Source organism: Kitasatospora sp. NPDC089797, from assembly GCF_040684795.1.
Classification (GTDB): Bacteria; Actinomycetota; Actinomycetes; order Streptomycetales; family Streptomycetaceae; genus Kitasatospora.
Window position 1 is genome coordinate 80,461 of sequence record NZ_JBFBGS010000027.1, and the last position, 23,180, is coordinate 103,640.

The 23,180-nt window shown below is 73.7% G+C and carries 21 protein-coding genes; 13 read left to right on the forward strand and 8 right to left on the reverse strand.

The window, feature by feature from the left end:
- Window positions 1-119 precede the first annotated feature (119 nt).
- From AB0O91_RS22710 to AB0O91_RS22725, 4 genes are all read left to right on the forward strand, one after another.
- Window positions 120-788, forward strand: a complete 669-nt coding sequence (locus AB0O91_RS22710) for a GDSL-type esterase/lipase family protein (protein ID WP_363435976.1) — start codon at window positions 120-122, stop codon at window positions 786-788.
- Window positions 789-896: 108 nt separating this feature from the next.
- Window positions 897-1,424, forward strand: coding sequence for a hypothetical protein (locus tag AB0O91_RS22715; RefSeq protein ID WP_363435977.1), 528 nt, complete (start codon window positions 897-899; stop codon window positions 1,422-1,424).
- Between the two features lie 129 nt (window positions 1,425-1,553).
- On the forward strand, window positions 1,554-2,417 hold the full coding sequence (locus AB0O91_RS22720) for an alpha/beta fold hydrolase (protein ID WP_363435979.1): 864 nt from the start codon (window positions 1,554-1,556) through the stop codon (window positions 2,415-2,417).
- 74 nt (window positions 2,418-2,491) lie between these two features.
- On the forward strand, window positions 2,492-2,845 hold the full coding sequence (locus AB0O91_RS22725) for a hypothetical protein (RefSeq protein ID WP_363435980.1): 354 nt from the start codon (window positions 2,492-2,494) through the stop codon (window positions 2,843-2,845).
- 45 nt (window positions 2,846-2,890) lie between these two features.
- Here the strand turns inward: AB0O91_RS22725 and AB0O91_RS22730 are convergent, their stop codons facing one another.
- Window positions 2,891-3,448: an NIPSNAP family protein gene (locus tag AB0O91_RS22730; protein ID WP_363435982.1), complete on the reverse strand. Its 558-nt coding sequence runs from the start codon at window positions 3,446-3,448 to the stop codon at window positions 2,891-2,893.
- Window positions 3,445-3,921 (reverse strand): hypothetical protein, encoded by a 477-nt coding sequence (locus AB0O91_RS22735; RefSeq protein ID WP_363435983.1) that lies wholly within the window; start codon window positions 3,919-3,921, stop codon window positions 3,445-3,447. The genes AB0O91_RS22730 and AB0O91_RS22735 overlap by 4 nt, the downstream gene beginning before the upstream one ends.
- A gap of 56 nt (window positions 3,922-3,977) precedes the next feature.
- Between AB0O91_RS22735 and AB0O91_RS22740 the strand changes: the two genes are divergently transcribed.
- Complete coding sequence (locus tag AB0O91_RS22740) at window positions 3,978-4,952, forward strand: YafY family protein (protein WP_363435985.1); 975 nt, start codon at window positions 3,978-3,980, stop codon at window positions 4,950-4,952.
- 42 nt (window positions 4,953-4,994) lie between these two features.
- On the opposite strand, the gene AB0O91_RS22745 is transcribed toward AB0O91_RS22740, so the two are convergent.
- Window positions 4,995-5,192 (reverse strand): DUF397 domain-containing protein, encoded by a 198-nt coding sequence (locus AB0O91_RS22745; protein WP_363435986.1) that lies wholly within the window; start codon window positions 5,190-5,192, stop codon window positions 4,995-4,997.
- A 199-nt stretch (window positions 5,193-5,391) separates the two neighbouring features.
- Between AB0O91_RS22745 and AB0O91_RS22750 the strand changes: the two genes are divergently transcribed.
- The 3 genes from AB0O91_RS22750 to AB0O91_RS22760 all read left to right on the forward strand — a co-directional run bounded on the left by AB0O91_RS22750 (window position 5,392) and on the right by AB0O91_RS22760 (window position 11,978).
- Window positions 5,392-6,936: a TIR-like protein FxsC gene (locus AB0O91_RS22750; RefSeq protein ID WP_363435988.1), complete on the forward strand. Its 1,545-nt coding sequence runs from the start codon at window positions 5,392-5,394 to the stop codon at window positions 6,934-6,936.
- 140 nt (window positions 6,937-7,076) lie between these two features.
- Window positions 7,077-10,934, forward strand: coding sequence for an FxSxx-COOH system tetratricopeptide repeat protein (fxsT, locus tag AB0O91_RS22755; RefSeq protein WP_363436052.1), 3,858 nt, complete (start codon window positions 7,077-7,079; stop codon window positions 10,932-10,934).
- Between the two features lie 69 nt (window positions 10,935-11,003).
- A complete protein-coding gene (locus AB0O91_RS22760; protein WP_363435990.1) occupies window positions 11,004-11,978 on the forward strand; it encodes a D-glycerate dehydrogenase in 975 nt (324 codons plus the stop codon).
- A gap of 24 nt (window positions 11,979-12,002) precedes the next feature.
- On the opposite strand, the gene AB0O91_RS22765 is transcribed toward AB0O91_RS22760, so the two are convergent.
- The 3 genes from AB0O91_RS22765 to AB0O91_RS22775 form a co-directional block, all read right to left on the reverse strand.
- Window positions 12,003-12,857 carry an alpha/beta hydrolase gene (locus tag AB0O91_RS22765; RefSeq protein WP_363436053.1) on the reverse strand — a complete coding sequence of 285 codons (855 nt, stop codon included), beginning with the start codon at window positions 12,855-12,857 and terminating at the stop codon, window positions 12,003-12,005.
- Window positions 12,858-12,879: 22 nt separating this feature from the next.
- Entirely contained in the window at window positions 12,880-13,779 is a 900-nt protein-coding gene (locus AB0O91_RS22770; protein WP_363435991.1) for a DUF4231 domain-containing protein, read from the reverse strand.
- A gap of 190 nt (window positions 13,780-13,969) precedes the next feature.
- Window positions 13,970-14,734: an SIS domain-containing protein gene (locus tag AB0O91_RS22775; protein WP_363435992.1), complete on the reverse strand. Its 765-nt coding sequence runs from the start codon at window positions 14,732-14,734 to the stop codon at window positions 13,970-13,972.
- 221 nt (window positions 14,735-14,955) lie between these two features.
- Between AB0O91_RS22775 and AB0O91_RS22780 the strand changes: the two genes are divergently transcribed.
- The gene (locus AB0O91_RS22780) at window positions 14,956-15,648 is read left to right on the forward strand and encodes a metal-dependent transcriptional regulator (RefSeq protein ID WP_363435994.1); all 693 of its coding nucleotides are present in this window, start codon (window positions 14,956-14,958) and stop codon (window positions 15,646-15,648) included.
- A 533-nt stretch (window positions 15,649-16,181) separates the two neighbouring features.
- Here the strand turns inward: AB0O91_RS22780 and AB0O91_RS22785 are convergent.
- A complete protein-coding gene (locus AB0O91_RS22785) occupies window positions 16,182-16,877 on the reverse strand; it encodes a bifunctional DNA primase/polymerase (RefSeq protein WP_363436055.1) in 696 nt (231 codons plus the stop codon).
- Window positions 16,878-17,191: 314 nt separating this feature from the next.
- Between AB0O91_RS22785 and AB0O91_RS22790 the strand changes: the two genes are divergently transcribed.
- Both AB0O91_RS22790 and AB0O91_RS22795 read left to right on the forward strand, forming a co-directional pair.
- On the forward strand, window positions 17,192-18,568 hold the full coding sequence (locus tag AB0O91_RS22790; protein ID WP_363435996.1) for a transcriptional regulator: 1,377 nt from the start codon (window positions 17,192-17,194) through the stop codon (window positions 18,566-18,568).
- Window positions 18,569-18,732: 164 nt separating this feature from the next.
- On the forward strand, window positions 18,733-19,980 hold the full coding sequence (locus AB0O91_RS22795; RefSeq protein WP_363435998.1) for a hypothetical protein: 1,248 nt from the start codon (window positions 18,733-18,735) through the stop codon (window positions 19,978-19,980).
- Between the two features lie 56 nt (window positions 19,981-20,036).
- Here AB0O91_RS22795 and AB0O91_RS22800 read toward each other — a convergent pair whose 3' ends face one another.
- Window positions 20,037-21,338, reverse strand: coding sequence for an ABC transporter substrate-binding protein (locus AB0O91_RS22800; RefSeq protein WP_363436000.1), 1,302 nt, complete (start codon window positions 21,336-21,338; stop codon window positions 20,037-20,039).
- A gap of 174 nt (window positions 21,339-21,512) precedes the next feature.
- Here AB0O91_RS22800 and AB0O91_RS22805 point away from each other — a divergent pair, with 174 nt between their 5' ends.
- A complete protein-coding gene (locus tag AB0O91_RS22805) occupies window positions 21,513-22,028 on the forward strand; it encodes a hypothetical protein (RefSeq protein ID WP_363436002.1) in 516 nt (171 codons plus the stop codon).
- Window positions 22,029-22,249: 221 nt separating this feature from the next.
- Window positions 22,250-23,116: a formyltetrahydrofolate deformylase gene (purU, locus tag AB0O91_RS22810; RefSeq protein WP_363436003.1), complete on the forward strand. Its 867-nt coding sequence runs from the start codon at window positions 22,250-22,252 to the stop codon at window positions 23,114-23,116.
- The last annotated feature ends 64 nt before the right edge of the window (window positions 23,117-23,180 follow it).

Genomic DNA, 23,180 nt, shown 5'->3' on the forward strand with positions numbered 1-23,180 from the left:
CGGCGGCCCGATGACGGCCGCCTGCCGGTGCGCTGCCGGTCGGGCGACAGTGCGGCCTGGCACCTTCGAGAGGTAGCGCGCCGTCTCTCGCCCTTCCCCGATTCCAGAGGAGCACCCGCATGACGATCACCATCCGGCCGGGAAGCACCGTGCTGTTCGCCGGTGACTCGATCACCGACTGCGGGCGCCGGGACAGCGCGGACGGCCTCGGGTCCGGCTACCCGCTGCGGGTGGCGGGCGAGTGGGGCCTGCGGCACCCCGACCGGCCGGTCGTCTGGCGCAACACCGCGAACGCGGGCGACAAGGTCATGGACCTGGAGGCCCGTTGGCGGCAGGACGTCCTCGACGCGCGCCCGGACGTGGTGTCGGTCCTCGTCGGGGCCAACGACATGGGCTGGCACACCCTCGACCCCCAGGGGTACGTGATCTCCGCCGAACGGTTCGAGGCGGGCTACGACCGCCTCCTCGCACCCCTCGCCGAGTCGGGCGCGGAACTGGTCCTCATCGAGCCGTTCCTGCTGCCGGTCGGCGGTGTCGTCGAGGCGGGCGTCGGCCCGGTGCTCATCGGCGCGCGGGAGCGCGCGGCGTGGCGCGCGGACCTGGACCCGAAGATCCAGGCCGTCCGCCGGCTTGCCGGCCGGTACGGCGCCCAACTGCTGGCCGCTGACGGCATGTTCGCCGCGCTCGCCGCGACGGCCACACCGGAGCACTGGTCGGCGGACGGCGTCCACCCGACCCCCGCCGGTCATGCCGCGCTCGCGGCGGCCTGGCTGCGCCTGGTCGCGTGACGGGGTGACGACGCGATGGGGTGACGGCGTGACCGATGGAAGGGGCGCGGACAACGGAGGCGGGGATCCGGGTCCGGCCTGTCGGACCACGCTCCTACGATCGGCGCCATGTCCGATGCCTTCACCGTCCTCTGGACCAAGAACACCTGCCGCGCCCTGCGCCAGGCGGGCCGCGAGGGCGAGCGCCCGCCGGTCGCCTTCAGCGGGACGCACCAGTCGCTGCCCGCCTGGTCGGGCGCCCGCGTCGGGGACGAGGTGTACGCCCTGAACGTCGACCGCTGCGAGGTGTTCGTGGTGAGCCGGATGCGGGTGGTCGACCTGGAGCGCGGCGACTGCTGCGGCGCGGCCCCGGAGTCGTGGCGCGACCCGGGTTTTCCCGGGCACCTGGAGTGGTCGGCCCTCGGCGCGGGCGGCTGCGGTGCCACGGCGGTGCACGTGGACGCGACGCCGGTGCGCTTCGACCTGCCGATCCCGGGGGAGCGGCTGGGGGAGCTCACCTGGCGCAACCAGCGGGGCAGGGTCCGCGGCCTCAAGTACGTGGTGGACGGGCGGCTCGAACGGTTCGTCAGCCTCCAGGGCTTCTACCGGCTGACCCCGGAGTCGGCCGGTGAACTGGCGGCGCTCGTCGGTCCGTGAGTCGCCCAGGGAAGTGCGCAGGCGAGGGGTCGTCGACCCTGGCGCGGTTGATCTTGCGTCAGTAGGGTGGGCCGCAGGTCGGGGCCGGTCGTTCGCATGCCGTCCCCTGGGGGCAGGGAGACGGAACAGATGCAGCCGACGTTCGTACTGGTCCACGGAGCCTTCGCGAACTCCTTCTCGTTCGCGCCGCTCCAGGCCGAGCTGGGTCTGCTCGGGCACCGCTCGGTCGCCGTCGACCTCCCGGGACACGGCTTCGCCGCGACGTACCCGCGGGCCTACCAGGCGCCGCAGGACCTCGCCGAACTCGCCGTCGCGCCGGGGGTGATCAAGGGCGTCACGCTCGCCGACAACGTCGCGCACCTGATCGGGATCCTGGAGCGGGCCAAGCGGAACGGGCCGGTCGTCCTGGTCTCGCACAGCCGAGGCGGCCTGACGGCCACCGTCGCGGCGAACCGGCGGCCCGATCTGATCGACCGCATCGTCTACGTCTCCGCCTGGGCGCCGGTCGACCTCCCGGTCGGCGGCTACTACGCCGAGCCCGAGATGGCCACGGTCGACGCCGCGGCGATGGCGGCGGCGCTCGCCGGCAACCCGGTCGAACTCGGGCTGCTGCGCTGCAACTTCCGCACCGCGGACCCGGCCGTCCTGGCCGGCTTCAAGGCGGCGTTCCTGGCGGACGGGACGGACGAGCAGTTCCTGGCCTTCCTCAACACCTTCCAGCCCGACGAGAACCTCGACACCGGCACGCCCGAGGACCGGGCGCAGCGCGACAGTTGGGGGCGCATCCCCCGGACGTACGTCCGGCTGGCCGAGGACGCCAGCATCCCGCCCGCCATGCAGGACCGGATGATCCGCGAGGGCGACGCCCTGACGCCGGACAACCGCTACGACGTCCGCACGCTGCCCGGCAGCCACCTGAAGTGGCTGGTCGACCCGGCCCCGGCGGCCCGGGTGCTGGCCGAGGTCGCCGCGCTGCTGCCCGAAGGGGCCTGACCCTTCGGGCTGCCGCTGCACGGGAAGTCGGTCCGGCCGACTTCCTGTGCAGCGGCCGCGGCACAATCGGTCCTGTGATCACGTGGGCGAGGAACAGGTGGCGACGCCGGGCGGCGGCGCTCGTGGAGGAGCGCGTCGTGGTGGCGGCGGGCGCCGACGAGCCGCTGACGGTGGTGTTCGAGCCGATGGGGAGCCGCTACGAGGTGCCCGCGGGGGAGCGGCTGACGGTCGTGTTCAGGTCCCGGCCCGGTGCACCCGGCGGGGTCGAGTACCGGCCGGACTACGCCTCGGCCTGTGCCGGGTGGGGCGGCACGATGGCCGCGTGGACGGCCTCGGGGGCGGAGATCGACCTGGACACGGGCGAACCGGAGGACGCGCGGCCGGGAAGGACGTACTGGTACGGCCCGCCGGTCGACCTGGAGGCCTGACCGGCCCGGCCGACTTCCCGCGCACCGGGAACCGGGCCCGGTGGTTCAGCCCGTCACCGGCTCCAGCCGGAGCAGCTGACACGCCCCCGGCGGGGGTGCCGGGGCCGGGCCGAACCAGACCCGGACGTCCTCGCCGGTGCGCACCGGCAGTGCCGGGAAGTCGTTCTCGGCGTGCTCGGTGCGGTGCAGCGCCTGCCCGGCGCCGAGGTGGCGGGCGGCCCAGGCGTCGAAGGCGTCCGCGTCCGGGGCCGGATGGCAGACGGTGGCGAGCACCTCGCGGGCCCCGGCGGGCGGCAGGTAGTTCGGGCCGCGCAGCAGCAGGACGTCGTCGCTGTCGACCATGGTGGCGTTGGCCGCGTCGCGGTGCGCCCGCCAGACCGGGCCGCCGTAGAAGGCCTCCAGGGCGCGCCGGCGCTCGGACATGGACGGGAAGGCCCGCAGCCAGACGAAGCGGTCCGGGTCGTCCAGGTCGCGGAAGCGGCCGCCGAGGGTCATGCCGACGGCCTCCTGCCCGGTCACGAACTCGCGCTCGAACAGCTCGATCAGGGTCTCCCGGGCGCCGGGGTGCAGGGTGTACCGGCGCAGTTCGACGATCAGGCTCATGCCGCCAGCCCCTCGAAGGCCGGGCCGGTGCGGGTGAAGTCCATCGTCCAGTTCGGTTCCCAGTCGAGCCCCCCGTCGGCGGAGAACTCCTGCTCCCAGCGGGCGGTGTCCGGGCCGAGGCGGTGCCAGGTGAAGTGCACCCGGATCGGGTGGCCGGCGTGCTCGTCCTCGCCGTAGAAGTCGCCCCGGTCCCCGGTGAAGCCGCCGACCAGCGGCGGGTCCAGCCGGCCGGTGCGGCTGTCGGACCAGAAGATCGACCACTGCCGCGTCCCGTGGTCGAACAGCCGCAGGGTGGCGCCCCGGCGGTCGAGGGTGGGGAAGCGGATCTCGTCGATGTTGCCCGCGCCCCCGAACAGCGGCCGGACCACGGCGCGGCCGGGGAACTCCTCCCAGGTGCCGCCGCCGGTGAGCGGCGCACTGAGGCGGCGGTTGGCCACGTCCCAGGAGCCGTGCAGGAAGTCGAAGTCGTTCATGCGGTGCAGGCTAGGGGCACTCCACTGACATCCTCTGTCAGTGGATACTGCCGGGTGTGCGCGCGAGTCGACTGGTCACCCTGCTCCTGCTGCTCCAGAACCGCGGCCGGCTGACCGCCCGGCAGCTGGCCGAGGAACTGGAGGTCTCCGTCCGCACCGTCTACCGGGACGTCGAGGCGCTCGCCGCCGCCGGCATCCCGCTGTACGGCGAGGCCGGGCACGCCGGCGGCTACCGGCTGGTCGACGGCTACCGCACCCGCCTCACCGGGCTGACCGCCGACGAGGCGCAGGCCGCCTTCCTCGCCGCGCTCCCCGGCACCGCCGCCGACCTCGGCCTCGGCGGGGCGCTCGCCACCGCCCAGCTCAAACTGAGGGCCGCGCTCCCCGCCGAACTGCGCGAGCACGCCGGACGGATCCAGGAGCGCTTCCTGCTGGACGCCCCCGGCTGGTACGGCCGCGCGGACGGGACGCCGCACCTGGCGGCGGTCGCCGCGGCGGTGTGGGAGCGGCGGGCGGTGCTGCTGCGCTACCGGCGCTGGCGGGCGCCGGAGGAGATCGAGCGGCGGGTCGAGCCGTACGGGCTGGTGCTCAAGGCGGGCCGCTGGTACCTGGTGGCCGGCGGGGCGTCCGGGGTGCGCACCTACCGGGTCGACCAGGTGCTGGAACTCCACGTGCTGGAGGAGGAGTTCGCCCTGCCCGACGGCTTCGCGCTGGACGCGTACTGGCAGGCGTACCTGGCGGACTTCCGGGCCCGGCTGCACACCGGGGAGGCGCTGGTGCGGCTCAGCCCGGAGGGCGCCCGGCGCCTGGGCCCGGACGCCGGGGAGGGCCTGGATGCCGGGGAGGACGGGGAGGCGGGGAAGGACGGGGAGGGCGGCTGGACGCTGGCCCGGATCCCGATCGAGTCGATCGACCACGCCCACGGGGAGTTCCTGCGCCTCGGCGCCGAGGTCGAGGTGCTCGAACCGGCCGAGCTGCGCGACCGGATCGTCGCCACCGTGCGGGCGCTGGCCGCCCGCTACCCGGACTGACCCGGTCCGGACCCCGGCCGGAGAGAACCCGGACCGATCCGCTCAGAGCCCGACGAAGTGGTCGAACTCGCCGTCCTTGGCGCCCAGGATCCAGGCGTTGAGCTTGGCGCGGGTGGTGGTGACGACCAGCTCGCGGTTGTCGGACTCGCGGATGTGGACCAGGTCCCCGTCGGAGGCGATCTCCAGGTAGTTCGTCCCGTCCTCGACGAAGCTGGACTTCTGCCAGGTGAGGTGGTCCATTTCTTCCTCTTCCCGTTGTGCGTGGCGCGGCCGCAACGAGGGTACTGGTCCGCGAGTACGGCGGCGGCATCGTTTCGGTCATGTCAATTCGTGCGAGTCGTTGTGCTATTCCATTGGGGTGTCAGTCGTTCCTACACTGAGACCCCGCCGCACGGGGGCTGCGGGAACCAGGTTGCCGACGGGCCCGGGGGAGGCGCGTGTGAACGACCATGGCTGGGACGAGGACGAGGCCCGGCCGTACTTCTTCCTCTCCTACGCGCACACCCCCAAGTCCGGTGCGCGCGGCGCCGGCGACCCGAACCACTGGGTCCGGCAGCTGTACCGCGACCTGTGCGAGGCGGTGCTCCAACTCACCACCGTTCCGGCCGGGGTGCCGGTCGGGTTCATGGACGAGTCCATGCACCAGGGCGAGTTGTGGGCCGAGCGGCTGTCCGAGGAACTGGCGACCTGCCGGGTGTTCGTGCCGCTGTACTCCCCGCGGTACTTCAACAGCGTCCCGTGCGGCCAGGAGTGGCACGCCTTCACCCGCCGCCCGGTCTACCCGGCGACCATGGACGCGGAACGCACCAGCGGCATCGTCCCGGTGCTGTGGGCGCCGATGAGCCGCTACCGGCTGCCCAAGGTGGCCAGCGAACTCCAGTTCAACCACGCGGGGTTCGGGCCCGACTACGCCACCGAGGGCCTGTACGCGCTGATGAAGCTCAGCTACTTCCGGGCCGCCTACGAACTGGCCGTGCACCGGCTGGCGGCGCGGATCGTCCAGGTGGCGGAGGAGACGGTGATCCCGGTCGGGCGCCGGCTGGAGTTCAACGGGCTGCCCAGCGCCTTCAACGTGACCGCCCCGACCAAGCAGCTGCGGATCTCCGTCCTCGCCTACCACCAGGGCGAGTTGCCCACCGACCGCAACCCCGACTTCTACGGCGCCCGGCGCACCGACTGGCACCCCTACCGCCCGGCCGGTTCGCCGATCGCCCAGCACGCGGTGCGCCTGGCCCGGCAGTTGGGGTTCCAGCCGACGGTGCACGAGTTCGACGAAGAGGTCGAGTCGATCATCGAGGGCAACGCCGAGGCCCCCGGGCTGCTGCTGCTGGACCGGTGGGCGCTGCGCGACCCGCACCGGCGCGAGCTGGTCCGCCGCTTCGACCGCTGCGACGCCACCTGGGTCAGCGTGCTGGAGCCGTGGAACAGCGACGACCCGGACTGCGACGACAGCGGCCGCGAGCTCGTCGAACTCAGCGACCAGATACTGCGGATCACCCGGCGCGCCAGCCGGCCCAGCTTCCTCGGGGTGACCGGCCCGACCGGGCTGAACACCCTGGAGGACTTCGACGACGCCCTGCCCCGGGCGGCGATGAAGGCCAAGTACGCCTTCGAGGGCCGCACCAGAGCCGAACCGGAGGAACCGCCCACGCCCCGGCCGAGCCTGCGGGAGGCCTTCCGTCGCGGCCCGGCGGCGTACGGGACGGACGGCTTCGGTGGGCACCACTCGGAGCCCTACGAACCGGACGAGCCGGACGGACCGGACCCCTACGGCCGCACCCCCGACCGCGACCGCACCCCCGACCGCGACTCCGACCGAGATCCCGACCGCGCTCCCCGCCGCGGCCCCGACCACGGGCACGATCCTGACCACCAGCACGATCCGGACCACGCAGACCGGCACGACCGCCACTACCGCGACGACCGTGACGACGGCGATGACCCCGATGACGGGATGGCGCCCTTGGGAGGACCGAACCGATGAGCGACAACACCACCAGGAACTTCCGCATCGGCGCCGCCGAACTGGCCGCGGCCCGGGAGGCCGCCCGGCAGGCCGCGGAACAGGACCGCAACGGCCGGATCATCACCTTCTACTCGTACAAGGGCGGCACCGGCCGGACCATGGCCCTCGCCAACACCGCCTGGATCCTGGCCGCCAACGGCTTCCGGGTGCTCACCGTCGACTGGGACCTGGAGGCGCCCGGCCTCGCCAAGTTCTTCCACCCCTTCCTCGACCCGGCCTCCCTCGCCGGCACCACCGGGATGATGGACCTGATCGCCGAGTACCGCGAGGAGGCGCTGCGCCCGGTCGAGCACGCCGAGGGCTGGCACCTGGACTTCGCCCGGGTGCACCCGCACGCGCTCTCCCTCTCCTGGCCGCACTTCCCGTCCGGCGGCAGCCTGGACTTCCTCTCCGCGGGCCAGTTCAACCGCGACTACTCCGAGGCCGTCACCCACCTCGACTGGGACATCTTCTACGACCGCTTCGACGGCGGGCAGTTCTTCGACGCGCTCAAGGCCGACATGGCCAAGCGCTACGACTACGTGCTGATCGACTCCCGCACCGGCCTGTCCGACATCGCCGAGATCTGCACCGTCCAGATGCCCGACGACCTCGTGGTCTGCTTCACCCTCAGCGACCAGTCGATCGACGGCGCCTCCCGGATCGCCCAGCACATCCACGACCGCTACCGCGACCGCGGCATCCGCATCCTGCCCGTCCCGATGCGCATCGACGAGGGCGAGAAGGAGAAGGCGGACGCCGGCCGGGCCCTCGCCCGGGTCCGCTTCGACGGCCTGCCCGCAGGCCTGAGCGGTGAGGAACTGGCCGGCTACTGGGGCTCGGTGGAGATCCCGTACCGGCCGTTCTACGCCTACGAGGAGATCCTCGCCACCTTCGGCGACCAGACCGGCACCCCCACCTCGATGCTGGCCGCCTGCGAACGGCTCACCTCGATGATCACCGAGGGGCGGGTCAGCGGCCTGCCGACGGTCGACGAGGAGGTGCGGCTGCGCTACGTGGACGCCTTCACCCGCCGCCGCCCGTCCGTCCCCGCCGACCTGTACCTGTCCTACGTGCCCGAGGACCGGATGTGGGCGGACTGGATCGAGTCCGTGCTGACCAGGGCCGGCTTCCGGGTGCTGCCGCGCGACCTCAGCGCCGGCACCGACCCGCGCGGGGAGACCGAGCGCGGCATCGACTCCGCCTTCCGCACCGTCGCCGTGCTCTCGCCCGCCTACCAGCGCTCCCCGCAGGCCCGGGCGCTGTGGGAGTCGGTGGTCAACTCCGACCCCTCCGGCACCCGGCGCCAGCTGCTGCCGGTGCGCGTCGGCGACGTCCGGCTCACCGCGCCGTTCAGCAACCGCAACCCGGTCGACCTGGTCGGCCGCGACGAGAACCAGTCCATCCAGAGCCTGCTGCGCGCCCTCGGCCGCGGCGACACGGTGCTCGACGACGCCCCCGCGGGCGGCCCCCGGTTCCCCGGCAGCAAGCCCTCGGTCTGGGACGTCCCGCCGCGCAACCCCTCCTTCACCGGCCGCGCCGCCGTCCTGGAGCAGCTGCGCAACCAGCTGCGCGGCGGCATGGCGGCCGTCCTGCCCACCCCGCAGACCCTGTACGGGCTCGGCGGCGTCGGCAAGACCCAGGTCGCGCTGGAGTACGCCCACCGCTTCATGTCCGACTACGACCTGGTCTGGTGGATCGACGCCGAACAGACCGAACTGGTCGCCCCGGCACTCGCCGAACTCGCCCGCCGGCTGGGCCTGCGGGTCGGCGACTCGGTCACCGAGGCCGCCGAGGCCGCCCGGGAGGCGCTGCGCCGCGGCGTGCCCACCTCGCGCTGGCTGCTGATCTTCGACAACGCCGACGAGCCCGCCGAGATCCGCCGCTTCTTCCCCGGCGGCTCCGGCCACATCCTGGTCACCTCCCGCAACCAGGCCTGGACCGGCCACGCCGAGGCCCTGGAGGTGGACGTCTTCACCCGCGGCGAGAGCGTCGAGCACCTGTGCCGGCGCGCCCGCAGCCTCTCCCGGCCGGACGCCGACCGGGTCGCCGAGGCCGTCGGCGACCTGCCGCTGGCCGTCGAGGTCGCCGCCGCCTGGCTGGACACCACCGGCACCCCGGTCGACACCTACGTCGCCCAACTGCACGCCGAGGCCGCCCGGGCCCTCGCCGTCGACCACCCCACCGACTACCCCACCCCGGTCGCCGCGACCTGGAACGTCTCGATCGGACGGCTGCGCCAGCAGTCCCCGGCCGCCGTGCGGCTGCTCCAGCTGTGCGCCTTCTTCGCGCCCGAGCCGATCTCGATGAACCTGTTCTACAGCGACCAGATGATCCGCGCGCTGGTGAAGTTCGACGCCGACCTCAGCGACAAGTTCATGCTCGGCAAGGTCATCCAGGCGATCGGCCGGTACGCGCTCGCCAAGGTCGACGCCGGCAGCAACAGCTTCCAGGTGCACCGTCTCGTCCAGGCGGTGATCCGGGCCGGGATGACCGACGACGAGCAGGAGATCGCCGTCCACGAGGTGCACCGCATCCTCACCGGCGCCCGGCCCGTCCTCGGCGACACCGACGACCCGGCCAACTGGCCCGCCTTCGACGAGATCTGGCCCCACCTGTCGCCCTCCAAGGCGCACAACTGCGACGAGGCCGACACCCGCCAGCTGCTCATCGACCGGGTCCGCTACCTGTGGAAGCGCGGCGAGCTCGACCGCGCCCGCGACCTCGGCCACGCCCTCGACGACGAATGGACCCGCAAGCTCGGCGAGGACGACCGGCAGACCCTGCTGCTGCGCTTCCAGCTCGCCAACGTCCTCCGCTCACAGGGCAGTTACGCCGAGGCGCTGTCCCTGGACGAGTCCACCCTGGAGCGCCAGCGGGTGCTGCTCGGCGAACACCACCCGTACACCCTGATGACCGCCGGCTCGCTCGGCGCCGACCGCCGGGCGCTCGGCAAGTTCCAGGCCGCGCTCGACCTCGACCGGGAGATCCTCGACCAGTTCCGGGAGCTGTTCGGGGACGACAACCCGCGCACCCTCTCGATGGCCAACAACCTGGCGATCGACTACCGGCTGGTCGGCGAGAGCGAGGCCGCCCGCGAACTCGACCAGGAGACCCTGGACCGGCGCACCGCCGTGCTCGGGCCCAAGCACCCGTACACCCTCATCACCAAGTCCGCCCTCGCCCGGGACCTGCGCGAACTCGGCGACTACCGGGGCTCGGTGGACCTCCTCCAGGAGGTGATGACGGACTTCGGCGACGGCCAGCTGGACCCGGGCCTGCCGGAGAGCCTGCGCAACGCCAAGTCCCTGGCCGTCTCGCTGCGCCGGATGGGCCAGCTCGCCGAGGCCCGCCGGATCACCAAGGAGACCTACGAGCGCTACCTGGAGCGCTACGGCGCCGACGCCCCCGACGCGCTCGCCTGCGCGCTCAACCTGGCCGCCGACCACAGCGCCTTCGGCGACAAGGAGGCCGCCCGCGACCTCTGTTCCACCGTCTTCGACGGCCACCGCCGGCTGTTCGGCGACGAACACCCCTTCACCCTGGCCTGCGCCAACAACCTCGGCATCTACCTGCGCGGCAGCGGCGACGTCCCCGGGGCCATCGACCGCGGCCGGCTCACCGTGGACGGCCTGACCGAATCGGTCGGACCGGAACACCCCTACACCCTCAACGCGATGATCAACCTGGCCAACGCCTACGGCGACGACGGGCAGAGCGACGTCGCCGAACGGCTCGGCCGGGCCGCGTACGCCGGGCTGTGCGACCGCTACTCGGCCCAGCACCCGGACGCGGTGGCCTGCGAGGCCAACCTGGCGATCACCCTGCGCGCGGCCGGCCGGCACACCCAGGCCGCCGAACTGCGCGCCCGGGCGATCTCCGAGCTGATCCGGCAGTTCGGCGAGGAGCACCCCAACACGGTCGCCGCCCGCGGCTGGAAGCGGATCAACCGCGACCTGGAGCCGCAGCCGGTGTGATCCGGGAGGGGGCGGGGTACGCTGCCGAGCCATGAGCGAGCGCAGCGAGCGAGTCACCGGGTGGTGCGCATGAGCACCCCGCCCCCGCCCCCGCCCCCGGTCCTGGTCACCCGGCACCCCGCCCCCGGCGTCCTGGCACGGCTCACCGACCGGTACGCCGTCACCCTCAACGAGACCGACCGGGAGCTTGACCGGGCCGAGCTGCTGGACGCCGTCCGCGGCCGCCGGGCCGTGCTCACCACCCTGAACAACCGGGTCGACGCCGCGTTCCTGGACGCCGCCGGCCCGCAGCTGGAGATCGTCGCCAACCACGCCGTCGGCTACCACAACATCGACCTCGCCGCCTGCGCCGAACGCGGCGTGGTGGTCACCAACACCCCCGGGGTGCTCACCACCGCCACCGCCGAGACCACCTGGGCGCTGCTGCTCGCCGCCGTCCGCCGGCTCGGCGAGGGCGAGCGCCTGCTGCGCTCCGGCACCCCCTGGACCTGGGGGCCGAACTTCCTGCTCGGCCTGGAACTGGCCGGCACCCCGCTCGGCGTGCTCGGCATGGGCCGGATCGGGCAGGCGGTGGCCCGCCGGGCCCGCGCCTTCGAGATGCCGGTCGGCTACCACAACCGCCGCCCGCTGCCGCCCGAGGAGGCCGAGGGCGCCGAGTGGAAGCCGCTGGAGGAACTGCTCGCCACCTCCACCGTGCTGGTCGTCACCTGCCCCTGCACCGAGGAGACCCGGCACCTGCTGGACGCCCGCCGGCTCGCCCTGCTGCCGCCCGGGGCCGTGGTGATCAGCATGACCGCCGGAGTGGTGGACGAGGAGGCGCTGGCCGCCGCGCTGGAGTCCGGCGCGCTGTTCGCCGCCGCCGTCGACAACTTCGAGCACGAGCCCAGCGTGCCGTCCGCGCTGCTGGCCCAGGAACGCGCCGTGCTCGTCCCGCACCTGGGCAGCGCCACCGTGCACACCCGGCAGGCGATGGGCGGCCTGGCGGTGGACAACATCCTGGCGGTGCTGGACGGTTCGGCGCCGCTCACCCCCGTCCGGGGCTGACCGGCCGCCCACCCCCGTCCGGGGTCAACCGGCCGCCCAGGCCAGGGCGGTGGTCATCACCCGGAACGCCCCGAAGTGCGCGGCGCCGGGCTCCAGGAAGAGCTCGGCGCCCGGGATGTGGTCGGCCAGCCAGCGGGAGTGGTCGACCGGTGAGAACTGGTCGTCCGCGCCGTGCCACAGCCAGGTCGGCACCCCGATCGAGCCGACCTCGAAGCCCCAGTCGGCGGTGAAGGCCAGCATGTCGTCGATCCAGCCGTCCGCGCCGTGCCGGAACGCCTCCCGGTAGTTGCTCTGCAGCATCCCGCGCAGCCCGCTGTCCGCCACCACCTCCCGGTCGGCGGGGGAGAGTTCGGTGCGCAGCCCGTTCAGCAGCCGGACCGGGTCGTCCTTGATCTGCCGGGAGCGGAACTCCATCGCGTCGGCGATCCGCCCGTGGCCGCGGTCCGCCTCCCGGTAGGCGCGGACGTTGGACGGCGTCATCCCCGCGTACCAGTCCAGACCGGCCGCGGTGCGCGGCGCCAGGCCCACCAGCACCGCCACCCGGCTGACCCGCTCCGGCAGCAGCGCGGCACAGGCCAGCGCGTGCGGGCCGCCGCCGGAACGGCCCAGCACCGCGAAGCCGCCCAGCCCCAACTCGTCGGCGATGGTGCGCACATCGGCCGCCGCGTGGGACACCCGGCGGCCGAACAGCCGGGTCGAGTCGCCGTACCCGGGCCGGTCGTACGAGATCAGCCGCACCCCCAGCCGGTACAGCACGGTGCTGCGCGGATGCGGTCCGACCCGGCTGCCCGGCATGCCGTGCAGCAGGAACACCGGACGGCCGCGCGGGTCGCCGAGGGACTCGACGGCGAGGGCGCGGCCGTCCGCCGTTTTGACCATCCGTAACGCCACGCGTTCCTCCTCAGTGCTCCCGGTCAGTGGTGGTGCGCACCTCCCGGCGGGCCTGCCAGGTGGTGTGCTCGCGGGACACCGCGTCCTCGGCGTCCCGGGCCAGCCGGGCCCAGATCTCCTCGGCGTCCATCGACTCCAGGTCCAGCCGGGCGAGTTGGAGGCGGATCAGCTCCAGTTCCTCGGCCGCCAGCGCGTAGGCGGCGGCCAGCGGGCGGTACTGGCGCAGCTGCGCCCAGGCGGTGACCGAGGCGGCCACCGCGGAGACCGTGCCCAGTGCGTCGTAGCCGAACGCGCCGAGCGCCCGCAGCACCGCCAGCACCAGGCCCAGGGCCGGCAGCAGCACGCCCAGCACGCCGGTCCAGTACCCGGCGCGGGCGCAGTAGCGGGCCTTGCCCCGGTACCACTCGTGCTGCACCCGGATCCGCTCGTTCAAGTACACCTCGCGGCGCACCGCCAGCGGCTGCCCGCGCAGGTCGCGCATGGCCTCGGTGATCTCCACCCCGTGCGCGGGCACCGCCACCGGACTGTGCCGGAAGGCGCCCAGCACCCGCTCCAACTGGAACCGGTACAGCCCCTCGGCGTCCGGCAGGCTGCGCGGCGGCGGCTGGTAGGCGTCCGCCCGCACGGCGAACTTCCAGGCCAGCGTCTTCACCGACTCGGCGGCCGCCCGGCCCTCGTACCACAGGCCCTGCGGGTTCTGCCGGCCGATCACCACCGCCAGCGCCACCGCGCCCAGGTAGGCCGCGGCCGCCGACCAGGCCCACGGTTCGCCGTCCGCCGAGCCGGTCGCGGCGGCGGCCAGCAGCAGGGCCAGCTCCCAGGCGGAGAGCAGGACCGAACGCCGCTGGCCGCGCAGCGAGGCCGCGTCGGCGGCCCAGAAGAACTCGGGCAGCAGCTCCCGCTCGCGCACCCAAGCGGTCCGTCCCGCACCAGACGCCATGCTCGGCCCCCACCCGTCGCTCCGGTCCCTCGGCTCTCCTGCCCCGGGCGGCTTCCCGGTACGCCTGGCGGTGGGCGGGGCGGCGCGCAATGGCCGGGAAGGCCCGGTGGATTGTCCGGTACGTCGGGTAGCGGTACCGGTACGCACCGTCATCGGCGGTTCAGTAGGTGTAGAGGATGCGCTCGGCGTTGTCGGCCATCTGCTTGGCGTTCCACTCGGTGCCCCCCGGGACGTTGCCGGAGCGGAACAGCGGCGGTGCGGGGGCGTCCCCGGCGGCGGCCCGGTCGGCCAGCCGGCCGACCGCGGAGGCGACCACGGCCTGCATCAGCGCGCTGGTGACGATGGTGGAGACCGGGCCGAAGGAGGTCTCCGCCCCCGGGTGGGTCAGCTCGCCGTCGCCGACCGCGACCTTGCTGTCCAGCACCACGTCGCAGTGGTCCTTCAGGTAGCTGCCGGAGGGGTGCGCGGAGGGCACCTCCTCCGGGTAGGCCAGCGAGGTCACCCCGATCACCCGCAGCCCGCGGTCCCGGGCGTACCGGGCCAGCTCCACCGGCATCACCTGGCGGCCGGAGAGCGAGATCAGGAACAGCAGGTCCCCGCTGGTCGCCGGGGTCAGGTCCAGGGTCGAGGTGGCCAGCCCGGAGACCCGCTCCAGGGCGCTGGCCAGCGGCGCGGGCATCATCGTCACCCCGGCCATCCCCGGCACGTTCAGCAGGTTCATCGGGACCAGCCCGCCGGCCCGGTAGACCACGTCCTGGGCCGGCAGCGAGGAGTGCCCGGCGCCGAAGGTGAAGACCCGGCGACCCTCGGTGATCGCGTCGGCCAGCAGGGCGGCCGCCGCCTCGATGGTGTCGGCCTCCTCCGCGCGGACCCGCTCCAGGTGGGCGATCGCGGCGTCGAAGTACCTGCCGACCAGGTCGTTCATCGGTTGCCTTCGCTCTCTGCCGGTGGGGGAGCCGGCCGGGTGGGGCGGCCGGGATGGGCCGGGCCGCCAGTGGAGAAAGCTACGGCGAGCACGGTCGCCCCCCGGCGGCACCGCTGTCAACAGGAACGAAAACCGGTGCCGGAAACCCCGGGGCGGGCCCGCTTGTCGGTGCAGTACGTCAGAATTGGCGGTGAGGACACCGAAGAACGGAGCCAGCGGCGATGTCTGGGCTGATCGACACCACTGAGATGTACCTTCGCACCATCCTGGAGCTGGAGGAAGAGGGCATCGTTCCGATGCGTGCCCGGATCGCGGAGCGGCTGGAACAGAGCGGCCCCACGGTCAGCCAGACGGTCGGCCGGATGGAGCGCGACGGCCTCCTCCAGGTCGCCGGGGACCGCCACCTCGAACTCACCGAGGACGGCCGACGGCTCGCGGTGCGGGTGATGCGCAAGCACCGCATCGCCGAGTGCCTGCTGGTCGACGTGATCGGCCTGGAGTGGGAGCAGGTCCACGAGGAGGCCTGCCGCTGGGAGCACGTGATGAGCGAGACGGTCGAGCGCAAGGTGCTCGCCATGCTCGGCCACCCGACCCAGTCCCCGTACGGCAACCCGATCCCGGGCCTGGACGAGCTGGGCGACACCAAGGCCGAGGGCGAGGGCTTCGACTCCGCGCTCGTCCCGCTGGACACCGTCCGCCCCGGCGAGGCCGGGGCCGACGTGGTGGTCCGCCGGATCGGCGAGCCGATCCAGACCGACAGCGAGCTGATGAGCACCCTGCGCCGGGCCGGCATCCGACCGGGCTCCACGGTCAAGGTCACCGCCGGGGCCGGCGGGGTGCTGGTCGGCACCGGGGACAACGCGGCGGAGCTGGGCAAGGACATCGCCCAGCACGTCTTCGTCGCCCAGGCCTGAGCCCGCCGGCCGGGGCCCGCACCCGTCGGCCGGGGCTCATGGGCCCGGCCCCGCCGGACGCCGGTGACCCCGCCGGCGGCCGGCGCCGTCGGTGTGCGCGCCCGGCCCCGGTCCGGCGACCGCCACGCTCCGTACACGCCGACGAGCGAGGCCCGCTGCTCCCCGTGCAGCGGGCCCCGCTCGCCCTCCCCGGCTCCCTCCCGTCCCCTCCTGTCCCTCCCGCTCCCTCCCGACCCCGCCACCGCCTCGCCCGGCTTCCCCGTCCGAGCGACCCTTCCGGCGTCCCCACACAACGCCATTCCTCCCCTCGGCCGATCATGGCAATCCTTGAGCGCTGTCACTCGTACGAGGGGCTTTCCCGGTTGACCAGCGGGTAGACCGAGGCCTTATCCGCACATGCGTATGACGGGCCCCGTCCCCGGTGGGGGACAAGGCCCGTCACTCGCGCGCGTGGTGTCGCGCGCTGCGCGCCCTCACCCGATCGGCGCAGGGCGGCAGGTTCCGGGGGCCGGGCGACAGCCGGGCCGGGCGGGTCAGACCCCGGCCGGCTGGGCGGCCTGGACGGTCTGGACGGGCGACTCGCGGCCGCAGGCGTACGCCAGCGGGCTGATCAGCTCGGCGGCGTCCGGGAGCCAGCGGTTGGACTCGGAGGGGGAGCGGGCCCACTGGGCGTAGCCGGTGGAGCCGATCCGCGAGGGCGGGGCGACCGTCCAGTCCCCCTCGCCGCGGGCCACCAGGTCCAGCCGCCCGGGCGGCCAGCCGAGCTTGCGGAGCATCTCCGGCAGCTTGGCCGCCACCCCGGGCAGCACCAGGAAGTGCAGCCGTCGCCCGACCCGCCCGGGCGAGGTGGGCAGCACCACGACCGGGCCGAGCTGGAGGTCCATCCGCTCCATCCGGGCCAGCGCCAGGCACCCGGCCGTCTCCGGCACGTCCAGGACGTCGAAGGACCGGCCGGTCGGCAGCAGGATCGAGGCCTTCGGCCGCTCGGTCCACCAGCGCCGCACCGCGCCCGGCCCGGCGCTCGCCTTGCGCGCCCAGTCCGCGTCCAGCGGGTGGGCACCCGGCTGCGCGCAGCGCGGGTCGCCGCAGGAGCAGCGGGCGGGCCCGTCGCCGTCGATCAGCCAGGCGCCGGGGGCCACCTCCCAGTGGCGGTTCTCGGCGTAGCCGACGGCTTCGATCAGCAGCGGGGGCAGGCCGGCGTTCTTGTCCTGGCCGGGGGCGTCGGGGATGTCTTCCACGGGCTGCTCAACTACCGTGTGTGAGGCTGGTTACGGCCCGACGGGCCCCGGTCGGCCGCATCCCCGCAATGTCACCCGAACCGGTGACTCAAGCGAGTTGGGGCGGGCGGAGGCAGGCGCAGCGGGGGCGCACGGATGCATTACCCAGGGCGCGCGGGGGGTGCGGTTCGTCACCGTGGGTATCCCGCTGACGTTGCTGATCGCTAACCTGGTGTCAGATTCCTTGGACGGTCGGACAGTCGGCAACAGATCAGCACATCGTCGCCCGCCGGCCGGGACCGGAGGGTGTGGGGAGGCGAAGCCCAATGGCCGCGAGACCACTCGTCGCACGACAGCCCAACGAGCGCCTGCAGCAACTGATCCAGGAGGCCAGCTGCTCCAACGCCGGCCTGGCCCGCAGGGTCAACCTGTGCGGCGCGGAGCACGGGCTGGACCTGCGCTACGACAAGACCTCCGTCGCCCGCTGGCTGCGCGGTCAGCAGCCGCGCGGTCAGGCGCCGGCCGTGATCGCCGAGGCGCTCGGGCGCAAGCTCGGCCGCAGCGTGTCGGTCGAGGAGATCGGCATGGCCGACGGCAAGAACCTCAGCTCCGGCATCGGGCTGCAGTTCGCGCCGACCCTCAACGCGGCCCTGGAGCAGGTGTGCGAGCTGTGGCGCAGTGACGTCGGCCGGCGGGACTTCCTGACCGGGGCGACGGTCGCCGCCTCGGCGCTGGTGGAGCCCAGCCGGGACTGGCTGATCACCCCGCCCGACCCGGTGGTGGCCCGGGCCGGCGGCCCCCGGGTGGGCCCGACGGACGTGGCCGCGATCAAGGCGACCACCGCGATGCTGGTCGACCTGGACCACCGCTTCGGCAGCGGACACGTCCGCCCGGTCGTCGTGCACTACCTCAACTCGGTGGTCTCCGGCCTGCTCGGCGGCGCCTACCGGGAGGAGACCGGCCGCCAACTGTTCGCCGCGGTGGCCCGGTTGACCGAGCTGGCCGGCTACATGGCGGTCGACACCGGACAGCCCGGCCTCGCCCAGCGCTACTACATCCAGGCCCTGCGGCTGGCCCAGGCCGCCGACGACCGCGGCTACGGCGGCTACGTGCTGGCCGCCTCGATGAGCCACCTGGCGGCCACCCTCGGCAACCCGCGGGAGATCGCCCAGCTCGCCCGCGCCGCCCAGGAGGGCGCCCGGACGGTGGCCACCCCGACGGCGATGGCGATGTTCTACGCCGCCGAGGCCCGCGGCCACGCCCTGCTCGGCGACGCCCGCTCCTGCGAGGCGGTGTCGGCCAAGGCGCTGGAGATGATGGAGAAGCGCCGCCCCGAGGACGATCCGGACTGGATCGCCCACTTCGACGACGCCTACCTCGCCGACGAACTCGCCCACTGCCACCGGGACCTGGAGCAGGCCGGCCCCGCCGAGCACTACGCCCGCCGGGCGCTCGACCTGCACCCGCCGACCCGGGTCCGCCGCCGCGCGGTGGACCTGGTGCTGCTCGCCACCGCCCAGCTCCAGCAGCGCGACCTGGAACGCGCCTGCGAGACGGGCACCCAGGCGGTGCGGCTGCTGAGCGGGCTGCGCTCCAACCGGGGCGTGGAGTACCTGGACGAGTTCCGGCGCCGGCTGGAGCCCTACCGGGAGCAGCGGGTGGTGCGCGAGTTCCACGCGCGGGCGGACGCGGAGGCCGCCTGAGGTCCGTCTGTGCAGGGAGCGTGTGGGAATGTCCCGCCCACGTGGTCACCCGGTGAGGCGAACCGGTAGCGTGGGCGCGACGTCCAAGGAACTGAGATGCTCCCAAGAACCGACGAGATGTGGTCCGCCGCCTGTGCGCGGTCCTGCACAGGTGAGGAATCGCGTTGAGTCAGCGCCGCTCGTACAACTCGGGTGACTTCAACCTGGACGACCTGTTCCGCCCCGAGCCCGGCCAGCCCCAGGGCCAGCCGGGCCAGCCGCAGGGCCCCACGGCCGTGCCGCCGGTGGGTCAGCCGTCCGGCCAGCCCGAGTACCTGGGCGACGGCGCGCACGCGCTGCCGCCGCAGGCCGTGCCCGCCCAGCAGCCCCCGTGGGGTGCCCCGCCGCAGCCCGGCTACGGCGGGCCGGCGCAGGCCGAACCGGCCCCCGCGACCCAGCACCTGCCGCCCTACCCGGCCGGTGACCCGCAGGGCGGGTACGGGGCCCCGCAGCCCGGCTACGGGATCCCGCCGCAGGCCGCGCCCGGTTACCCGGGCCAGCAGCCGGGCTACCCGCAGGCCGCGCAGCCGCAGCAGCCGGGCTACCCGGCGCCGGGCCACGGCCCGGACGCGTACCCGCAGAGCGGCTACCAGCCGGACGGTTACCCGCAGGGCGGTCACCCGCAGAACGGCTACGGGCAGGACGGCTACGGCTCCGACGGCTACGGCCAGGACGGCTACGGGTCGGGCGCGGACGCCACCCAGGCCGGGGCCGGCGGCCGCGGCGGCCGGCCGTCCAACAAGCTGGTGATCGGCGGCGTGGTGGCGGCCTTCGCGGTCGCCGGCGTCCTGGTCGCCGTGCTGGTGGGCGGCGGCGACGACAAGACCAAGGCCGACCAGAAGACCGCCCCGGTCGCCGCCACCGGCAGCACCGCCCCCGGCACGTCCGGTGCCTCCGGCACCGCCGCCGCGGCCGACCCGGAGGTCAAGGCCCAGGCGCAGCCGCTGTCCGACCTGCTGGGCACCGCGAGCGACAGCCGCAGCGCGGTGGTCTCCGCGGTCGCCTCGGTGCAGAAGTGCGACAAGCTCCCGGACTCGCAGCAGGCCCTGGCCGCCGCGGCCGGCAAGCGGCGCGAGCTGCAGACCAAGCTCGGCCAGCTGAAGACCGACAAGCTGCCCGGCGGACAGCAGTTGGTCGAGCAGCTCAACGCGGCCTGGACGGCCTCGGCCCAGGCCGACGACGAGTACGCGGCCTGGGCGACCGACGCGCAGTCCTCCTGCGACCCGAAGAAGCCGGACACCGGCAACCAGCACTACAAGAACGCCGTGCAGGCCAGCGGCACCGCGACCACCGCGAAGAAGCAGGCCGCCACCCTGTGGGGCGTGATCGCCGCGCAGACCGGCCTGCCCACCCGCGGCGACGGCGACCTGTAGCGACCCGGCGACCCGGGTGACCCCGGCGGGTCCGGCTGGTCCGGCGCCGGGGCGGCTCAGCTCGGTGACCGGGCCCCGGTGAGCACCCAGCGGACGTCCACGAAGCCCGGCTGCTGGAGGGTCAACCGGCCGCCCTTGACCACCTGGTAGGTGACCCAGGTGTTCACCAGCCGCGGCGACTCGGTGCTGGGCAGCATGTTGGTGGTGCCCCAGTTCAGCGGCGGGGTGAGGCCGACGTCGATGCCCTCGCCGCTGTCCAGCAGGGCGTCGATGGTCTTCGCGGTGACCGTCTTGCCGGCCGCCGACAGCTTGTCCGCGACCACCCGGAACACCTCGTAGGCGACCCAGGTGGTCTGCACACCCGGGTCGGAGACGTCGATGCTGTGCCCGTCGGTGGCCTGGGAGCGCACCACCGCGCGCAGCCCGTCCCAGGTCTTGGCCGACTCCGGCGGGTACCAGCTGGTCACGAACGCGCCGGCCAGCGGGCCGGAGTCGCCGCCGGTGGAGTCGACCACCGACTGCTGGACGCTGCCGATCACCGAGGCGATCCGGGTGTTCCTCGCGTTCTGCCGCCGGTAGGCGTCCAGCAGGTTGTTGGTCGGCTCGGCGGCCAGCGCGCTGGTGAGGCAGTTGCCCGGCTCGTCCCTGCCGATCGCCTTGCGGGCCACCTGGGTGTAGTCGGAGGACTGCTCGGGGGCCTTGACGTCCAGCAGCTTGATCCCGGCCGGCTTGAGCGCGTTGCCCAGGTAGCCGAGCAGGTTGTCGCCGGCCGGGGTGTCCGGGCGGATCAGTGCGACGGCCTTGCAGCCGGCGTCGACCAGTTGGCGGCCGCTGCCGGCGATCAGCGCGGGCATGCCGCCGTCCACCGGGTAGGACAGCGGGCTGGAGAACTCGGGCTGGGACAGTCCGTAGCCGCCGATCAGCGGGATGCCGGCCCGTTCCAGCACCGGCATGAAGGCGTCGCCCCACTGGCTGTAGGAGCCGAGCACGGCGACCGCCTTGGCGTCCACCGCCTGCTGGGCGCAGGCCTTGGCCCCGTCCGCGGTGTTGTGCTCGTTGCAGGTGATCACGTGCAGGCGGTGCCCGTTCAGCCCGCCCTTGACGTTGACGTCCCGGCCGATGGACTCGGCGAGCGAGGTCATGCCGGGGCGGTCCGCCGAGCCGGTGCCGGACGGGGCCCAGGTCATCACGGTCAGCTCGTCGGTGTTGCCGGAGGCCCCGGCCGACCCGCCGCACGCGGAGGCCGAGAAGAGGGTGGGGAGCAACACCGCGGCGGTGGCCGCGGCGGCGATCGGGCGCCGCCGGCGGCGCCCGGCGATCACGGGACGGGCCCGGAAGGAGTCCCTTCGGCTGGTCATCGGTCTTCCCTCTCTGGGCGCCATCCGGCGCACCGGGGGACAGCCAAGCCCCGGAGCCGCAAGCCGAGAGGGCAGCGAAGCGAACGCCCGGAAAACGCCGACTGAAATCCGGGGCGGGACGCGTGTAGATCGCGAGTGGAGCACGAACGGACGGGGAACGTACGATCGTTCACCATGTCCGCCAGCACAGATTCTTCGCACCGGTCCGCCCGAAACCCTTCTCGTCCGGGCCACCGCTCCAGCACCATGGGCGGCATGCCGCTCAACGACCTGCCCTGGTGGCGCTGGCGAGCCCGACTGCGCTCGGCGCTGCACATGCTGTCCGACCCCGGTTTCCAGCACGAGGCCTGGCTCTCCGGCCGGGAGGGCTACGGAGACGTGACCGACGCCGTCTACCGGCTGGTCGAGGACACCTGGCTGGACCGCTGGTCCGCCGAGAAGTACGTGGGCACCATCTTCCGCGACTCCGCCGAGGCCGCCCTGGTGGACGGCGCGGTGCTGCGCGCGGTGCAGATGCTGCACGAGGTCGGCGCCGACGCCCCGGCCTCCGCCTACCTCGGCCACCCCGGCTGGCCGGAGACCGTCCGGGCCGCCCGGGAGGCGCACGTCGCCCTGGCGGTCGGCGACGGGGACGACCCGGACGCGGCCCCCAAGTCGCTGGACGTGCTGCGCATCCTCACCCAGGTCTGAGGGCCCCGGGGCGGGGCGCCCCCGGTCCCGGCACTCCCGGTCCGGTGCTCCTGCTGCGGGCCGGGCGCCCCCGGCCCGCAGCCGCCCCGGCGGCGGTCGGTGCCGTCCCGCAGTACGGGCAGCGGGGCGGCGACCGTCCGGAATGTGACACGCTGGACCATTCAGCACGCGACCGCTCCACCGCTCGCGCACGCCCACGACCTCAGGACGGGATACCCCCAGTGGAACAGCAGCCGGCCAGCGCCCAGTACGTCCTCACGCTGTCCTGCCCCGACAAGCAGGGCATCGTCCACGCGGTCTCCAGCTACCTCTTCATGACCGGCTGCAACATCATCGACAGCCAGCAGTTCGGCGACGGGGACACCGGCCTGTTCTTCATGCGGGTGCACTTCTCCGCCCCCGAGCCGGTCACCGCCGACAAGCTGCGCGCCAGCTTCGCCGCGATCGGCGCCTCCTTCGGGATGGACTGGCAGATCCACCCCACCGAGCAGCGGATGCGGATCGTCCTCATGGTCAGCAAGTTCGGGCACTGCCTGAACGACCTGCTCTACCGCACCCGGATCGGCGCCCTGCCGGTGGAGATCGCAGCGGTGGTCTCCAACCACACCGACCTGCGCGACCTCACCGAGAGCCACGGCGTCCCGTTCCGCCACATCCCGGTCACCAAGGACACCAAGGCCGAGGCCGAGCGGGAGCTGCTCGACCTGGTCGAGAAGGAGAACGTCGAACTGGTCGTGCTGGCCCGCTACATGCAGGTGCTCTCCGACCAGCTCTGCACCGAGCTCTCCGGCCGCGTGATCAACATCCACCACTCCTTCCTGCCGAGCTTCAAGGGCGCCAAGCCGTACCACCAGGCGCACGCCCGCGGCGTGAAGCTGATCGGCGCCACCGCCCACTACGTCACCGCCGACCTCGACGAGGGCCCGATCATCGAGCAGGAGGTGGCCCGGGTCACCCACGACATCAGCCCGGACCAGCTGGTCGCGCTCGGCCGGGACGTCGAGTGCCAGGCGCTGGCCCGCGCGGTCAAGTGGCACAGCGAGCACCGGGTGCTGCTCGACGGGACCAGGACGGTCGTCTTCGCGTAGGCCTGCTCCGCCGGGGGGGGGGCGGGCGGCCGGGGCGCCCGGCGGTGGGGCAGCAAGCGGTGAG

Coding starts and splice junctions, on each gene's coding strand:
- AB0O91_RS22760 (WP_363435990.1), top strand. CDS start 11,004: ATGAGCACCCCGCCCCCGCCCCCGCCCCCGGTCCTGGTCACCCGGCAC.
- AB0O91_RS22790 (WP_363435996.1), top strand. CDS start 17,192: ATGGCCGCGAGACCACTCGTCGCACGACAGCCCAACGAGCGCCTGCAG.
- AB0O91_RS22715 (WP_363435977.1), top strand. CDS start 897: ATGTCCGATGCCTTCACCGTCCTCTGGACCAAGAACACCTGCCGCGCC.
- AB0O91_RS22735 (WP_363435983.1), bottom strand. CDS start 3,921: ATGAACGACTTCGACTTCCTGCACGGCTCCTGGGACGTGGCCAACCGC.
- AB0O91_RS22780 (WP_363435994.1), top strand. CDS start 14,956: ATGTCTGGGCTGATCGACACCACTGAGATGTACCTTCGCACCATCCTG.
- AB0O91_RS22710 (WP_363435976.1), top strand. CDS start 120: ATGACGATCACCATCCGGCCGGGAAGCACCGTGCTGTTCGCCGGTGAC.
- AB0O91_RS22720 (WP_363435979.1), top strand. CDS start 1,554: ATGCAGCCGACGTTCGTACTGGTCCACGGAGCCTTCGCGAACTCCTTC.
- AB0O91_RS22800 (WP_363436000.1), bottom strand. CDS start 21,338: ATGACCAGCCGAAGGGACTCCTTCCGGGCCCGTCCCGTGATCGCCGGG.
- fxsT (WP_363436052.1), top strand. CDS start 7,077: ATGGCCCTCGCCAACACCGCCTGGATCCTGGCCGCCAACGGCTTCCGG.
- AB0O91_RS22765 (WP_363436053.1), bottom strand. CDS start 12,857: ATGGTCAAAACGGCGGACGGCCGCGCCCTCGCCGTCGAGTCCCTCGGC.
- AB0O91_RS22745 (WP_363435986.1), bottom strand. CDS start 5,192: ATGGACCACCTCACCTGGCAGAAGTCCAGCTTCGTCGAGGACGGGACG.
- AB0O91_RS22775 (WP_363435992.1), bottom strand. CDS start 14,734: ATGAACGACCTGGTCGGCAGGTACTTCGACGCCGCGATCGCCCACCTG.
- AB0O91_RS22730 (WP_363435982.1), bottom strand. CDS start 3,448: ATGAGCCTGATCGTCGAACTGCGCCGGTACACCCTGCACCCCGGCGCC.
- AB0O91_RS22805 (WP_363436002.1), top strand. CDS start 21,513: ATGTCCGCCAGCACAGATTCTTCGCACCGGTCCGCCCGAAACCCTTCT.